Genomic DNA, 15,656 nt, shown 5'->3' with positions numbered 1-15,656 from the left:
GCTCGCTTGGGTGACAGACGCCATCGAGAATCGCCAGGCAAGAGAAGGTCAGATGCGAGAACAACTCGCATCTTCGCTATCAAATCCAGGTCCGGATAACTGTCACGCTGTAACTACGGCGTCTTTGAGACGTCGAACCTCTGCGGAATCACCAAACACTCCTTCGACGATCGCAAACTCTTCGGGAGTCAGACTTTTTGGCCCGAAAGACTTGAGAACCGCATCTCCGACGAGCGCATAGCACAGCTTGCAGATCTGGCCTTTGACGGTGGTACTCTTCGCTTCGGTAAATACGTCCATCAGAGCTCTCGAGAATCGCGAATGATTCTTGCGTTCCCCCAAAATTGCTTTGATACGCTGCTCATCTTCAAATACCGCCGGTCCTGTGAGTGCAAGGTTTGGTAGCACAATAACCTGCGGAACGATTTCAATGAAAAATTCTGGCCCCAGTCCGTCACCCCGCGAGACGGCTTGGCGCCATACCCGGCTTCTTTGCTCATCCGGGATGTCCTGCGCCGGCAGCGTATTGTGCAAGAGCACTTTGCCATCATCATCCTGAACGTCGAGCCAGACCCGCAAACACACGTCTGCTTCGCTCGTCGAACTGACTACTCCTCTGGACAGTATCGTGCGTAGCATCGCCACACGCGCGTCGGGACTCATGGCTTGTGAAACACTGCGCCAGGCTCTCGTCAATGCAGAAGTTTGTTGGTCGTTGTTGACATCGATCGTTGTGACAAGAACATAGGCCTGCTCGACCGAGAGATTCGAATACGTCGCGATAAGATCTGCTGTTTGTTTAGGCGCAGTTTTCCACACAACACAGATTGCTTCCAGCAAGTTTGCTCGCTCCGACGAAGGAACCACTCCGCGCTCAAACATGTCACGCATGGAGCGAACAACCTTGATATTGTCTGGCATCGTAAAGCCGTGCACGAAGGCCTTCGCATCAGTGAATATCACTGCCGGGTTATAAGGTCCGAACTCCGCCGACGGTGTCGGCCACAAACCTGTCATGGACTCATGCAACATAGGATAGTGAGCCGAGTGCCCTTTCGCCTGGATAAAGAGTTGCTGGATATGATGCCCGAAGACCGAAGGGGAGGCGCTCTGGAGAAGCCGTGCGACACGAGGCATCATCGATGCCAGATAGCCGTTAGGGTTGGAGAATCGAGCCGCAAGTTGCGGTAGCAGCAAATTCAGGTATTCCTGCAACGGTGCCACACTCCAGCAATCTTGTGGCACCGCATCGATGAATGCAGAGAATCGAGCATCGACCGCATCTGGGATCCGGTCGTTGTTGATCGTAAACTGCAGCGACGACTGCACCGCAGTCTGCACTCCATTGGTTTGCTCCTTGAACCGCGAAGCGAGCAGTCGAACGCAAGACATCGGCAAATCATTCAGAAGACGGGGCGCCCATTTCGACGTGATTGCAGCTTCGATAGAGGATCCAGACGGCAACAATCGACGCGTCAACTCGGTCGCGAGCTCGGCCGTCGCTTCAGTTGTGCTCCATCGATCAGTCAAGGCTACGAGCGCGCCCAGCGACTCTCTGTGTAGAGTATCAATGAACCGAGTAACGGCATTCGACAAGGGATTAAAAGCCTTCTCGGGGTCAATCGTCTCGCCCTCTGATGTTTGCAGCCTATGCGCGAACTGCTCAACGAAACTCGACACTTCGTCTTCGTTTGCTTTACCAAGCAGGGGCACTCCGAGCTCCCACGCGAATTCAACTGCCTGCGCGTACGACAGTCCAATATACGTAAGCAACAGACTCCACCCCTCATGCCGTTCATCACCGCCCGTCTCGATCGACCTCGAAACAATCGCTTGAACTCGCTTTAAAGCCGGTGCAAGGTCGAATTCAACCGTTTCATCGCTCTCTAGCCTCTCAGCCAGCGCCTTGCCATAGCGAACGCCCAGTGCACTGGCGACGTCTCCCGCGTCGCCCGAAAGCCATGCCTCCAGCTTCTCGTACGGCAATTGTGTCCCCTCACCATCTTCGGTTCTAACATTGCGCGTGATGAGCCAATCCAGCAATGAGCTTTCCGCGTCCTGTTCGAGCTCACCACAATCGGCCCTGGTCGCGAGAGCAAATGGCACGATGATCTCTACCATCTCAACCGCTTCGTCCAGACCAGGCGGACTGAGTGATTGGAGAGAGAGTGCTATCGGATGTTCGGTGCTCGTGATGTCGGACACAAGGCGTGAGGTGATCGATTTCCGGTCTGACTTGTTCGCATCTTCCAGTAACGCCACGACTCGCTTGGGCCCAAGCTGAGAGCGAAGACTTAAACTGCTGTCGAGATCCCGACAAAGCTCACCTAAGAGCATCGATGCGTGAGGAGCGGGAATACGGGGCATAAGGTCAGCGATGACTCGTGCGGCGTTGCTACGACGGGCCTCAGTCTCGCTTCTCATGTCTTCAAACAGTTGATACAGATTGCGCGCCTGATCCTGATTCAGCGCGGAAGTATCGATGTGGCGCCCCATCCCTTCCAGCACTCCGCGCGTATCGCCCGATACGAACGCGTTGTATATGGGCAGGATACTTGCGCCCAGACGACGGGTAGTCGGGTCCTCGGACAGGAGCAGAAGGCTTTGGAGACGGTCAGCCCAGCGCAATCCGCCGAGACTCGAAAGATATTGGCGCAATGGCCGATGCTCCGCTTTGACCTCGACCGTGCTTCGGCCCTCGGTTTGGGCGACCAGGTAGCGCTCAATAAGCTTCCTTCGCGAAGCCTCCGGCGTCTTGTCCAGTGACCGGCCACGAAGCACCACGTCCATGAAGGCCTGAAGAAAACTCGAGTCCTCCAGCAGGTCGCGGTAAAAGTCCGGGAAACTGACCTTCATTGCGCATATCGCGCCCAACGAAATCGGGTGTCGGGTCACCGCCCCTTCATGCAGACCACCTGGTCGTGCGCTACCGACGCCCTCTCGCTCGCGACGTACCGCAATCCACCATGCCTGTGCAAATGCGTTGACAATTTGCAGGGCATTACGCGGGTCGCTCACTCCGACGTGGATCATCCGGTCGACCAGAGGCGGGAGCTCGACTCCCCGTGCGGTAAGGTCGTCAGTGATGTAGGTCAACCGCTTCAACTGCCGGGTCGCGAATTCCCGCATGTCGTTGCGAGGCGGTGGTGGAATTTCCAGCCTGAATTGAAAAATCCGGTCGAGATAGCGACGGGCGTCAGAATGGTTGAAAACGGTTGCCGGCAGTTCACCGGATCGATTGCGCCCTTTGGCAAGAGCGTCGGCTACCTTCGCCTCGTCACAGGAGATGACGAACACCAGACCCAAGCCATTCGGCAGTCGGGATTTCGGGATTTCCATGAACGTCCTGACGGCGTCAAGACCCAGGACCATCTCGTCTGCAGACAGGCGGTCCAGATCATCAACGAAGACCACCAGACGCTCGCAACTCTTTCCGTTGCGGCCATCGAGCGAAACGTCCTCGCCCTTCTTGTAGCGACGCAGTTGCGCGAGCAGCATGTCTTCGAACTGCTCCGAACTTGTGCTCGGCAACGCCACCCGTGTTATCGGATGGGATCCTTTTATATCGAGCGGCTTCACATGTTTCTGGATGTAGAGCAACAAGCCGAAAATGCAAAGGAACAGAATTGACTGCGACGCCTCGCCAGGGTGCAAAAAGTGCTTACCCGCGAGAAAGAGCAAAAAGAGTACGACCACCGCAATCAGAAATGCGGGGAGCGGCGCGATCCACGCCCGCAGGGTTGACTTCGTCAATTCTCGCAGAGTCTTAGGTTTATCGCGGGTTTCACTTACCTGGCGAAACAACCGGTCCTCGAGATTTTCTTCTTTTCCTCCGAGTTCCAGAAAGACATGCCGTAGCAAGGCGCGCTTGATATCCTGGTCGCGCCCGCCAAAACGCCACGCGTTGAACGTAACGCAGTGAACTCGCTGAGATCGCGACTTTCCACTGCCAGAATCAGCGTCGTCGCGCAGATCGGCCGTATACAGTTCCTTGATACTGCTTTTGCCAGTTCCCCAACCTCCAAGCAGACCGATACTGAATGGCGGTGAATGTTCGGGCGACTCAATCAGGCTGCGTAATGCCTGCGCGAAGTGACGGTGGCCAAAAGCATCTTCGTTGGCACTTGAAATTTCCCTGTCAAGGATCGACGGCATAGCGTCGCCCTGCTGCATCTGGTCGTTCATTTTCATTGTTTAGTTGCGTCGGATATCCATGCCCCGTGCATACGCACAGCGCGCCATCCGCGCTAATAATCGTGGAAGTCTCGCTCGACAGTGCAGGCCCCCGCCACTGTCCAGAAAACATTCTATAGCCAAACGTGGACATATTCTGCGAAATCGACCGGCATGCGGAACGAACCGTGCCGATGGGCCTCTCTCTGCCGCCAATCGAGCTTCGCACATTCAGAGTATCAAAAAACTGGTATATGCCATAATGCAAGAAATTCCAGTGAGATAAATCAATGCGACGACAAACCGGGAAAACGTTGACACCTAGCGTGTGTGGTTCCGGCGCACTCCGCCGTGCAATGCGAAGCATGGGCCAACTCTACGATCAGGCACTTGCACCCACGGGAATCAACATAGCGCAGTTCAACCTGCTGCGCACGATTGATTTGCTTGGCACGCCGACCCAGAGTGAACTTGCGGGAGACGTGGTGATGGATCTTTCGGCATTGGGACATACGCTCAAGCCGCTGATCCGCGAAGGCTATCTGAGCATCGAGAAGGATGAAAATGACGGTCGACGTCGAATCGTCATCTTGACCAAAGAAGGTCGGGACAAACTGAAAGAAGCTATGCTGTACTGGAAGCCGACTCAGCGCCGTTTCGAACTGACGCTAGGCAGAGCTGCGAGCGCCCAGCTAATTGAGTTACTTGATCATCTTGCCTCGCCCGCTTTCCACGAAAAATTCATGAAATAGTGCTCCCCCTTTTGCTGCGAGCATGCCGAGATCGACAAACCGGCTAATGATTTTGTTGCCAATACAGCTATCAAGAGCTGGGCGACGCAAAAAGCACAGTACGGGTACCGCTGACAATCGAATATTCGTTCTCAGTCAAATGCCCGACCGGAAAGTGAATCGGATCTTTTGGCAACCCTGAGTCGTCTTCCCCTTGGCCAAAACGTTATTTGTGAAGATCCCCGCGGCTCTCAATTGTCAAGATCAAGGTGTGAGAGCGCAGGCAACCCGTGGTATCCACAACCGCGGATCTTTTCAATTCATTCTCAGCGGTAGGGTGCAGCAGGCCTTCTGCTATTCAGCGACGTCGGTCAGGTCGATATTTACAGCCGATTTGCGAAGCGCCTTCATACATTGAAGGAAGAAAATAAAAGTAAAAGCGCCGCGCGAAATCTTGTTTGCAATTGAGCGCTCTGTCTCTTCGACGCCTAGCCCCTCAAGCAAAACCGAAAGCTGTTTGTAACCAACCTGCTGACGAACGAGCTCGGCCCGGAGGACGCGCTTGGCCTCCTTGTTCCAGTCGATCATCGAAGAAAATCCTGAACCGAAAACGTGAGTATGACCGCGGCATCACGGTGTTTACATATTAGTCTCACATGTGGGATATTTACGTCTGAAGTCGGATTTTTGACCTTTGGTCTAAGTTGTTAGGCGATCCGCCATTGCGGCGTGTCTACACAGACGCAGACGTCCTGCATTCCGGTAGGACGAAGTCACTGCAGTGGGGATAGAGATGGGTCGCGGGCCGAAGAAGATGACAGAGGAGCTAATCGCAAGGTGGAAGGCTGAGGGCCGCGGTAAGGGCGCAGGCCCAAACTACATACCGTGGGTGCAGGTGTTCGATTTCACCTCGAGAGGGCGCGTGCAACGCACAGATAGCCAGAAATTCGGCCGGACCATTCACACAATGTCCGATATCGAGACGAGGACACTACTCGCCCTTGAATGGTCCGCACGTGTAACCGGGGTGAGGGAACAGTACCCGGTCGACCGCGACTTGACGCTTGAGATCGCCGACGCCTTGAAGGTTACACACCCTTATTACCCGGGTACAAATGTCCCGACTGTCATGACCGTCGACTTTCTAGTCGACGTTACGGACAACGGCCAGACCAGTTTTGAAGCTATCGATTGCAAGAGCTCCGAAGAAGCGGAGGATCCTCGTTCAATCGAGAAGCTACAAATCATGCGCGTTCTTTTCGCCGGCATGGATATCCCTCACCGCCTCGTTTTCGACTCGACCCTGCCCATGCAGAAAATCAGAAACATCGAGTGGATACGCGGCGGAATCCTCAAATCGGGGGAAGAAGAACAATACCCGGGAGCGATTCGCGAGAGGTCGCTCATCATGGCGCATGAGTTACTGCACTCAACTCGCAACATGCCCCTCTCCGAATACTGCGCGAAGTTCGAAAGACGCCACGGGATGAGAGCAGGCGATGGGTTGCGGGTCGCAAAGCTGCTCATGCACGAGCGCATCCTGCTTTGCGACCTGAACAACCCAGACCTCGCCACTGCACCACTTGCAAGCTTCCGGTGCGTGCCCATTCCCGAGAGTCCAGCTACAGGAGCCGCCTGATGAGCACAGCGCAGAAGCATCTCGATACAGAGCTCACGACGCTCCGACACCCGAAAGTGGTGCAAAACCCGGTCAAGAATGACCTGCTCGAACGTGCAGGAGGGACGCGGTACCGCCTTCTACATGTCACCGAGGATGGACAGGCATGGGTAGTCAATGTATCGGACCCAAACTGCTGGCCAATGCAGTGTCAGTACGCCTCTCTCATATCATCTATCGCCGCTGACGAACTATCCATCGTCGTGGGCAGCGAAAGCCAACTTCCATTTTATTCGCATCACGCTGATGTTCGTCGCCGCAAGGCATGGGAAGTCATAGAGCCACTCGTCGCCGACACCGCAATCTTCGACTCGACCCTTCGTGGACCACTAGTGAAGGCACGTGCGGAAGAGACCGGCATATCGAAGACGACAATCTACAAGTATCTGAACACGTACTGGTGCGGAGGCCAGTCACAGCAGGCGCTGCTTCCGAATTTCCTCGACATCGGCACAAAGCAAACCGGCAATACGCACGGGCGCGGTCGCGTACCGAAGGGCGAGCGATACGAAATCTTTCAGATGGACCCAAAAGTCGATGTCCCCAACATCAAGGAGGCCGTCGAAAAGCACTACCTGAACGGTGAAGTCTCGACGCTCAAGCATGCATGGCTCGAGATGCTCCGCGAGAAATATTCCTATCTCGATGGGAATGGCAATCAGCTGCTCAAACCATCGGGCGAGCGACCTTCGATCCGGCAGTTTCGTACGGTTTTTAAAAAGAATTTTTCGTACGAAACGACCATGCGCCGGAAGAAAGGCAATAAAGACTTCGACCGCGATCACGGTCAGAACATTACAGGGGCTCTCTACGAAGCAATCTGTGTCGGCCACATCTACGAGATAGATGCGACCATTGCCGACGTATGGCTGGTAGCGAAGGACAATCGCGCAAAAATCATCGGCAAACCTACGATGTATCTGATTTACGACAGATATAGCCGTCTGTGCGTTGGATTCTACGTAGGCCTTGAACATGCGAGCTGGGAGGCTGCCATGCAAGCCATCCTCAGTATTGCCGAGGACAAGGAAGCACTATGCGCGAAATATAACGTTCCGTATGACCCGGCCGACTGGCTTGCTGACGGTTACTTTGGTCAAAAATTCCTCGGCGACCTTGGCGAGATGATATCTCGTAACAGCAACCGCATCTGTGACGGTATGCAGAGCACAGTCGCCAATACGCGCGCCCTGTCTCCACAGAGCAAGGGTACTGTCGAGTGCGGTTTCAAGCTTATCCACGCCTCCATTGCGTCGCTCACACCCGGCTACGAGCCACCTCGTAACGCAACGCGCCGGCGCGGCAAACACTATGACCGCGACGCAAGCCTGACACTTGATGAGTTCATCGCGCTCATTCTCGCCGCAATCATCAAGCACAACCGCAACCCGATGCGGGGCTATGACATGCCGCCTACGATGGCTCTCCGGGAATGCCCGCCTATCCCGCGAGAAATCTGGGCCGACAATCTAAGGCAAGGTGCAGGTGCGATGTCAAGATATTCCGCAGAATACCTTCACCTCCAGCTTCTCCCCCGAGACAAGGCAATCGTACGTGGCAAGGGTATCTACTTTAAAGGCTGTTATTACACCTGCCCGGAACTCGAGAAACTTGGCTGGTTCGTCATGGCGGAAAACAAGGGTACGTGGGACGTCGAGGTGTCCTACGACCGCCGCCTGGTTGACGAAATCATCGTCTATGACCCGAAAAATTCCCGTCGACACTATACCTGCACACTAACCGACCGGAATCTCTACTACGCAGGATATTCGTTCGCCGAGGTCAAATACGTCCAGTCGGAAGTCCAGGCGACCATCCTGCAGGGCGAAGACGACGCACTGCAGCACCGCGCTGACTTCCATAAATTCGCCGAAGCTATTACCAAACCAGCGCGCGATGCGGCCAGAAAAGCGACGAATGGCGCCTCCCGTGCTTCGCGTAAGGCCGACATCGCGGCCGACAGAATCGCCGAGCGGGCAACCCGTCGTCAGAAGGAGGCTGCAATCACCAAGCCCTCGTCGCGCGGCAAAGGCTCACCATCGCCAGCCACGGCGCCCAATAACGTTGTACCGATTCATGGTCACGGTGCCCGAGACACAACGCACCAGACGGCCACGTCGAACACCTCATCCACTGAACCGAAGATGCCGACAGGTGCACCTTCGGCGGCTCCGGCAGACACGCCTGAGCCCTCGCTTACCCTTCAGGAAAAACTACGATTGAAACGACAGGAGCTGATTAATGGAATCATCAAGTAACGGCAACGTGCATGCAGTGCCTGCGCGCTACACGGAGCAGCGCATACCGATGTACAAGGGGAATCGACTTATCGCGGCGCTTTTCCCCACGCCAGGCTTTGACGAGCTTGTCACTCGGCTAAACAGGCTGCCGGAATTTGACGAAGAGCAACGGCACTGGCCTATTCACGAGCGGCTACAGATGGTTGGCACGCTATCAAACTGCATGGTGGTATTGCAGCGCCACATCGAATTGGCATGGGTACTGGACACGATGATGCGGCAAGGTTACGTCGGCCGGGAACCCCGCACTCGCGAGCACACAATGGTGTATCAGAGACTCTACGAAGCGCGAAAAGCGGGGCTTCCGTTCGGCTCTCGTGAACTCGACGACGACGCGCCTCAACTCTCAAGTTCATTACTTGGCTTTTCGGGTATCGGCAAGACCTACAGCCTCAAACAGATTCTTCGGCTCCAGCCGCAAGTCATCTACCATTCCGAACTGGACATCACACAAATAACGTATATCCGCATTGAGACCCCTCACGACGGCACATCAATTAAGGGGTTCGCGCTGGCAATCATCCGGAAAATCCACCAGCTGATTCCCGACGGAAACTACTACGAGCTATATGGCAAGAGCACCAGTTCAAACGAAGTTCTGTTGGGACATGCAGCCCATCTGATGCACACTCACTGCGTTGGCCTCCTCGTCGCAGACGAAATTCAGAATCTCAAGAATGCAGGCGGAGGGAAATCAAGAGGCTCTAAAGGTGCAAAGGAAAGCAGCGCAGGTGCACGCAAGCTCATGGCTCTGTTTGTATCCGCCTCGAATGACCTGGGTATCCCAATCCTCTATGTCGGGACCAATCGCGCGGAACATGTGTTACAGCTTGACGCGAGCCCCGCACGTCGCTCGGTCGGCGGCGGAACTCCCAACTGGGAGCCGCTTAAGGCTACCTTCGACCTCGCGAAACCGGGAGAGTGGGAGGAGTTCATCAGCACCATCTGGCCGTTCCAATGGGTGCAGAAGCCGGTCCCGCTCACTCAGGCCCTCTCCGACCTCATGTACCACTACTGTCAGGGCGTTATCGACCTCGCAATCAAGCTCTTCGCCAGCACCCAGGGGGAAGCAATGCTCACGGATGCCGAGGAGATTACCGCTCAATTGATAGAACAGGTATGGGAAACGAAATTCGAGCGTGTTCACGCGATGATGGATGCCTACAGGTCGGGCGATACCGAAGCGCTGGAACAGTACGAGGACATCGCTCCGCTATCTGCGAAGGCTATGCTCAGCGAGAGTCTCTCCCGATATGAAGGCGTCCGCAGCCCGATGGCGAGTGTGCGCCCTGGTCACAGGGACTTCGTCTCGACCGTCTCGTCTACCTTGCAGGCGATGGGCGTCGACGCCGGGCGCGCTGAGGAAATTGCGACCTCGGTCGAAGAAGAAGGCAAAGTTCGAAACGTTTCTGATGGTGTTCAGACTGCCATCAACAAGATGAAGCCACCGAAAGCTCCCGGAAGGAAGCGAAGCACCAAGAAGGACGTTGAGTCGCTCAATCTTGCACCCGATGACTACCGCAATGCTATCGCCGCTGCGCGCGAGAAAGGAACCAGTGTGTTCGAACAGCTCGAACTGATGGGCGCCGTTACCGACCTGAATGACCTGCTCGAGCTCGACTAACTATGTACTTCCCCCGCCCCTATCCGGATGAGCCGACGCTGAGCCTCCTGATTCGTGCGGGACGGCACCTCGGCTTGGCATTACCCAAGCTCATCAAGGACATATTTCACGCGGATACAAAAAGCGTGAATTTCAATAGGCCGCTTTATCTCCGGTCCATCTCAGCATACACGCGGATTGACCAAAATTCATTTCTCTTTAACCACACATACTTTCCGTATGTGACAGCCTTTCTTCCACCGCGTTTTGTCAATGAGCTCCGCTCGGGAATCTTCGACGGATCCGCAGTCGCAAATGCGCCCTATCACTTTCTGGGTGGATCGAAACAAAAAACACAATTTCGCCTGCGGTTTTGTGTCGAGTGTCGCGAAAGCGACGTCCGTCAATATGGTGAAACTTACTGGCATCGTCGCCACCAGCTCCCCGGCGTGTTTATGTGTCTGACGCACTGCCGTCCCTTACTTGAGACAGACATACCGGCGGGCTCAAACAAAATGCGGCACTGTAACTATCTTCCGGCGGATACCGAAGGAAAAGAATTTCCGCTCCTTATCGACAATGTCAAGATGAAAAAGATAGCGCAAGCATCAATAGCTATGCTGGATGGCCAGGTCGTGAATGTCGAAACCCTGATATCTCGGTATCAGAAACTACTCCAACGCTTTGAAAAAAATGAGCGAAACTATCGGCTGGTCGATCACCCCGTCTACGTAAGCATGAAGTCATTTTACGGCGAGCGTTATCTCGCGGCTACCAACTTTTCTTGGTACCGCGGCACGACCCTCGTCAACTATGGCGACCCATGCGCTCCCGTATTCAGCACAGCCTTCCGTTTCACGACGTTCAAACATATATTGCTAAACGTCTTTATCCACGATTTGCCTGAAGACCTCGGCCTTCAGGCCGAGGATGAAAGGCGGGTGTAGACAGCGAAGCAGGAATACTGTGATTTTCCGCAGCGAAACCAGGACGTGCCTATACGGAGAAACAACCGTATCGGCCCATGCAGCATACTACCCGCGTTCTCCACCTCCGACTCAAAGACAGGTATACCCGCGCACTGCAGGAGCAGGCGCGCGCAGTCAATTTCCTGTGGAACTACTGCAATGAGCTTTCGGTGAAGGTGTGGGAACGCGAACGCCGGTTCCTGTCGGGATTCGATTTCCATCCATTTACGAAAGGCGCCGGCAAGGCTGGGCTCGACCTGCACTCGACAACCATCCAAGCCGTCGCCGAAGAATACGCGATCCGGCGAATGCAGGCACGGAAGGTGAAGCTGCGCTGGCGCTCGTCGCGAGGTGCGCGGCGTTCGCTAGGCTGGATTCCTTTCAAGACAAGCGCCATTCGATACCGCAACGGACAACTGTTCTTCGGGAAGATGGCGCTTTCGCTGTGGGACAGCTACGGTCTCGCGGACTACGAACTCGGCGCGGGCAACATCTGTGAGGACTCTCGCGGCCGTTGGTATATCAACATCTGCGTGAAGCTGAGTCCGCAGCAGTGGGCCGCGCCAAAGTGAGGCGACAAAGTCCGTTGGTATTGATCTCGGACTGAAGGATTTTGCGTCGTTGAGCGACGGACATACGGTGAAGCCGGCGCGCCACTAGCGCAGGCTGGAGGCGAAACTGGCGCAGGCGCAGCGTGCACGGAAGAAGGCTCGCATGCGTGCGCTTCACGCGAAAATAAAGAATTCCCGGAAAGACCAGTTGCACAAGCTTTCCACGGCTCTGGTGGAGGAGTATGGCGCCATCTTCATAGGCAACGTGAACGCTTCGGCGCTTGCGCGAACACGGATGGCGAAGTCCGTGCTTTGCGAATGAGGGAATGGGCATGCAGTGAGTGTGGCGCGTATCATCATCGTGACATCAACTCTGCACAGAACATTCTCGCGGCGGGACGTCGCCGTCTGGCAGTAGGAATCCCCGTCCTTCCCGCGCTTTGCGCGGCAGCCGCAGGCTGAGGTCGGGGAGGACGTCAACGATGAGTCAGCCTGAAACGCGAATGCCTCGAAGCTCGCGAAGACACGGATGGCGAAGTGTGAACTCAATGCAGGCTGGAGCGTATTCTGGACCAAGCTGCAATACAAATTCGATTCCCCGGCTGTGCGGTCCGATCAGGTCGATGAAGCATATCCAACCACACCTGTAATTGCTGTAACAGCCACGCAGGCCCGAACTGCCTCCAAATACTTGGAATAGCGGAATGGGTCGGTCTTGAGTATGGCGTGCATCATCGCTGCGACATTAACTCGGCACAAGAAATCCTCGCAGCGGGACGTCGCCGTCTCGGAAGGAATCGCGTCCTTCCCGCGCTCGGCGAGGCATGGCAGCCGATAGCGCTAAGGGCCGGGAGGGCGTCAAGGATCAAGTAATGCCGAGTGTGCGAAGCGAGGTCGATGCCGACGACCCGTAAGACAATCTACTGCCGAAACCCAATATCGATTCCTGACAGCGCCCCAAAACTTCGTGTCCCCTCCATTGCGCGCTACAAAAGCTCACGGTCGAATCCAGCATCGCCTCGCTTCCCTAGACGATGCAACGAAGCCGGCAATTATTCTATTTCACCAAAGCATCGTTCGCCATATCAGTTTGATTCCAATCTTCGCAAGCAGATCACGACTCAATTTTTAAACATCAATCGATTTGACCCGGACCATTTGATTCCTGCCAATTAAGCGCACACCCAGCAATCGATTCATCCAAAAATAAATACTTATCTATTTTCTTGATTATCAAATTTAAACATTGCTTTATACGTGAATTGTCAATATATTTTGCAGACTGATATGACATTTATAGTCCCACAAGCGGAAAACAGGTCTAGACGCTGTGACCAGCTCAAGTGTGCTGCATGTTCTACTAGCAATCAATCTCACGCTGATGAACGACAGTGATGGTTGCGTCGCCTAATCCTCAACCTGTGCCGAAGATTGTGATGACCAACACAAAGACCTTGTGTCCGCAGAGCCAAGAAAAATCCCATGACGTACCGCCCTCAAACAATTCAAATCTTCCTGCCCAACGGTGACCCGCGCGGCATCCGGGTTGCCGAAATCACGACTCGAATTGTTCAAGCCATCGATATTCCTCGTAGCCGCTTGGATGAGTTCCTCGCAATGCGTGAAAGCGAACAGCTTTCCCTTTATCTTCTCATTGGGGAACGGGACGATGGCTCCGGAAATCAGGTGTACATCGGGCAAAGTGGTGATATGCGAAAGAGGCTTCTGGCGCACAACAACGAGAAAGACTTCTGGCAACGCGTCCTCGTCCTGACAACTCGCACACAAAGTCTGACGTCAACGCACGTGTTATTTCTCGAGAACCTGTTCATTCAAGAGGCGAAGAAAGCCGGACGCTATGTGACCGAGAACTACAACGAAGGGATGAAATCGTATACTCCACTTCCACTCGTCGCCGACTGCCAAGAAATCTTTGAGACCGTGCGCACGCTTGTCACGTCTCTTGGTTACCCGCTATTTGAACCTATCGCACAGCCTGCCCTCGCAGAATCACCCAATGAGGTTCTCTACTGTAAGCGTTCGGGGTCATCCGCCCGTGGTACCTACACGGACGAAGGATTCGTCGTTTTCAAGGATTCCGTCGGAAAAGCAGAAATTGGCCGAAGCTTTCGCGACCACTCTTTCGCACGACTGCGTGATGAGCTACTGCAACACGGAAAGATATCGCTAATCGGCGGTACACTCGTCTTCAAGGAAGACGTGCTGTTCACTTCACCAAGCGGCGCATCGGCTGTGGTCTGCGGAACGACACATAATGGTTGGTTAGACTGGAAAAACGCGGAGGGAACGACGCTACACGAGCTGAAACGACCCAAAGTTGCGCCCAAAAGCGTTTTTGAGGAAGACGCACTCCATCGTTGATCGCCTCCATCTATCTTAGTCGAGTTGTAAGCGCTACCTTGGGATAAAACCAGTCGCTACATGTTTCCTGATATCAACGGAGACAGTTCATGTGGCTCGACAGATTCGAACGAATCAACGAACAATTGAAGGTAGTTGGAATTGATCGGACAGGACTCACCGAGATGCTGGCACCGGATCAAATGTACAAGATCAGCTTTGCGACAACAAATTCTGAAAAGATTTCACTGACAACTTCTTTCCAAGGGTGGCGTCGAGCTACAGCCCAGGAATATGCCTCAGCGTTCGGCATAACGTCCCATGTGACGGAAAATCATGAAGTATATACAGTGGATGCTGATCACACCCGGGTACTTATTCCCGCGTGGGAGCTTCAACGGTCGTTACTCGGGGCGCCGACATCCATCGCAAATTATCTCTATGCATCAAATAGTCTTGAGCGGATTTGTGCTCCTATTCTCGATGACGAAAACTTCAGAATTGAGATTCGAATTCCGCGAACTGGTTCTCGAAGAACAACAAGAAGCACACAGTTCTTGACCCGACTTGAGTGGTTTTATGCGTATCCATCTGCGTACCGCGCATGGCATAGCATCTACCAATTGGCTTGCAAGGGAAAAATCGGCATTGAACTTCCTGCCGTTGAGGCAACTATATCGGCACATGGCAAACATATTGACGATACATTCTACGTTAGCAGTCTCAATATATGGGACATATCACCGTTGGAACCTCCGATGGACTGGGCCAATAACGTCAGCCGGCGATACGACTTTGCAGGTCCTCGCGAGCGCTCGCTCCGCGGTCGTCAAACCAGCGATCACCGAATCCGACCAGTCGATAGCAGGTGGGAACTCGACGACTCTGAATGGAAAGCGATTGAGGAAATCGTCTCCCGTAAGGTGCGCTCAGACCGACCAGGACGGCATCGCAAACACTCCCTTCGTCAGGTCGTGGATGGCATGATCATCAAGATGGGGACGGGTAACGCATGGAAAGAACTAGGTTCGCACGATATCGATGCAAGCGCATCAGGAAGCCTCTATCATCGGCTGAGAATCGACGGTAGATGGGATCAAATCGCTGATATTCTGGCAAAGGCGCGCTCACATACATGATTGTTATGCTCTAGCGCGTATCGGTGCCTCCTGTCGGATAAATTCTTGCGCTTCCTTTGCTACATTGAAATGCAGGCGGTAGATTCGCATGTGGACCTTCCTGCGAACGAACGGCGAGCGCAAGTATCAGGCATTGAGCGACGTGGTCTTCA

11 protein-coding genes are annotated in these 15,656 nt (G+C 54.3%); 9 read left to right on the top strand and 2 right to left on the bottom strand.

What is annotated here, in order from left to right; genetic code table 11:
• Nucleotides 1-102: 102 nt before the first annotated feature.
• On the bottom strand, nt 103-4,191 hold the full coding sequence (locus tag DK391_RS08495; RefSeq protein WP_239482766.1) for a P-loop NTPase fold protein: 4,089 nt from the start codon (nt 4,189-4,191) through the stop codon (nt 103-105).
• A 347-nt stretch (nt 4,192-4,538) separates the two neighbouring features.
• Between DK391_RS08495 and DK391_RS08490 the strand changes: the two genes are divergently transcribed.
• Nucleotides 4,539-4,925, top strand: a complete 387-nt coding sequence (locus DK391_RS08490) for a MarR family transcriptional regulator (protein ID WP_239482765.1) — start codon at nt 4,539-4,541, stop codon at nt 4,923-4,925.
• Nucleotides 4,926-5,258: 333 nt separating this feature from the next.
• Here DK391_RS08490 and DK391_RS08485 read toward each other — a convergent pair whose 3' ends face one another.
• Nucleotides 5,259-5,492 carry a DUF6471 domain-containing protein gene (locus DK391_RS08485; RefSeq protein ID WP_109477558.1) on the bottom strand — a complete coding sequence of 78 codons (234 nt, stop codon included), beginning with the start codon at nt 5,490-5,492 and terminating at the stop codon, nt 5,259-5,261.
• Nucleotides 5,493-5,826: 334 nt separating this feature from the next.
• On the opposite strand from DK391_RS08485, the gene DK391_RS08480 reads away from it, so the two are divergent.
• The 8 genes from DK391_RS08480 (at nt 5,827) to DK391_RS08450 (ending at nt 15,504) form a co-directional block, all read left to right on the top strand.
• A complete protein-coding gene (locus tag DK391_RS08480; protein ID WP_239482764.1) occupies nt 5,827-6,543 on the top strand; it encodes a TnsA endonuclease N-terminal domain-containing protein in 717 nt (238 codons plus the stop codon).
• The gene (locus tag DK391_RS08475; protein ID WP_109477557.1) at nt 6,543-8,840 is read left to right on the top strand and encodes a Mu transposase C-terminal domain-containing protein; all 2,298 of its coding nucleotides are present in this window, start codon (nt 6,543-6,545) and stop codon (nt 8,838-8,840) included. Before DK391_RS08480 ends, DK391_RS08475 begins: the two co-directional genes overlap by 1 nt.
• Nucleotides 8,824-10,506 (top strand): AAA family ATPase, encoded by a 1,683-nt coding sequence (locus DK391_RS08470; RefSeq protein WP_109477556.1) that lies wholly within the window; start codon nt 8,824-8,826, stop codon nt 10,504-10,506. Before DK391_RS08475 ends, DK391_RS08470 begins: the two co-directional genes overlap by 17 nt.
• 2 nt (nt 10,507-10,508) lie before the next feature.
• Nucleotides 10,509-11,432 carry a TniQ family protein gene (locus tag DK391_RS08465; protein WP_109477555.1) on the top strand — a complete coding sequence of 308 codons (924 nt, stop codon included), beginning with the start codon at nt 10,509-10,511 and terminating at the stop codon, nt 11,430-11,432.
• A 191-nt stretch (nt 11,433-11,623) separates the two neighbouring features.
• Nucleotides 11,624-12,025 (top strand): hypothetical protein, encoded by a 402-nt coding sequence (locus DK391_RS44815; protein ID WP_204117314.1) that lies wholly within the window; start codon nt 11,624-11,626, stop codon nt 12,023-12,025.
• A 142-nt stretch (nt 12,026-12,167) separates the two neighbouring features.
• Complete coding sequence (locus DK391_RS45685) at nt 12,168-12,326, top strand: transposase (RefSeq protein WP_239482763.1); 159 nt, start codon at nt 12,168-12,170, stop codon at nt 12,324-12,326.
• A gap of 1,160 nt (nt 12,327-13,486) precedes the next feature.
• A complete protein-coding gene (locus tag DK391_RS08455) occupies nt 13,487-14,386 on the top strand; it encodes a GIY-YIG nuclease family protein (RefSeq protein WP_109477554.1) in 900 nt (299 codons plus the stop codon).
• An 89-nt stretch (nt 14,387-14,475) separates the two neighbouring features.
• The gene (locus DK391_RS08450; protein ID WP_109477553.1) at nt 14,476-15,504 is read left to right on the top strand and encodes a transposase; all 1,029 of its coding nucleotides are present in this window, start codon (nt 14,476-14,478) and stop codon (nt 15,502-15,504) included.
• The last annotated feature ends 152 nt before the right edge of the window (nt 15,505-15,656 follow it).

Source organism: Paraburkholderia sp. C35 (assembly GCF_003121405.1).
In the GTDB taxonomy this organism is placed as follows: Bacteria; Pseudomonadota; Gammaproteobacteria; order Burkholderiales; family Burkholderiaceae; genus Paraburkholderia.
The sequence above is the reverse complement of the archived record's forward strand: the minus strand, read 5'-3'. Positions and strand labels throughout refer to the sequence as shown.

Coding starts and splice junctions, on each gene's coding strand:
- DK391_RS08495 (WP_239482766.1), bottom strand. CDS start 4,191: ATGAAAATGAACGACCAGATGCAGCAGGGCGACGCTATGCCGTCGATC.
- DK391_RS08490 (WP_239482765.1), top strand. CDS start 4,539: ATGGGCCAACTCTACGATCAGGCACTTGCACCCACGGGAATCAACATA.
- DK391_RS08485 (WP_109477558.1), bottom strand. CDS start 5,492: ATGATCGACTGGAACAAGGAGGCCAAGCGCGTCCTCCGGGCCGAGCTC.
- DK391_RS08475 (WP_109477557.1), top strand. CDS start 6,543: ATGAGCACAGCGCAGAAGCATCTCGATACAGAGCTCACGACGCTCCGA.
- DK391_RS08470 (WP_109477556.1), top strand. CDS start 8,824: ATGGAATCATCAAGTAACGGCAACGTGCATGCAGTGCCTGCGCGCTAC.
- DK391_RS08465 (WP_109477555.1), top strand. CDS start 10,509: ATGTACTTCCCCCGCCCCTATCCGGATGAGCCGACGCTGAGCCTCCTG.
- DK391_RS45685 (WP_239482763.1), top strand. CDS start 12,168: ATGCGTGCGCTTCACGCGAAAATAAAGAATTCCCGGAAAGACCAGTTG.
- DK391_RS08455 (WP_109477554.1), top strand. CDS start 13,487: ATGACGTACCGCCCTCAAACAATTCAAATCTTCCTGCCCAACGGTGAC.
- DK391_RS08450 (WP_109477553.1), top strand. CDS start 14,476: ATGTGGCTCGACAGATTCGAACGAATCAACGAACAATTGAAGGTAGTT.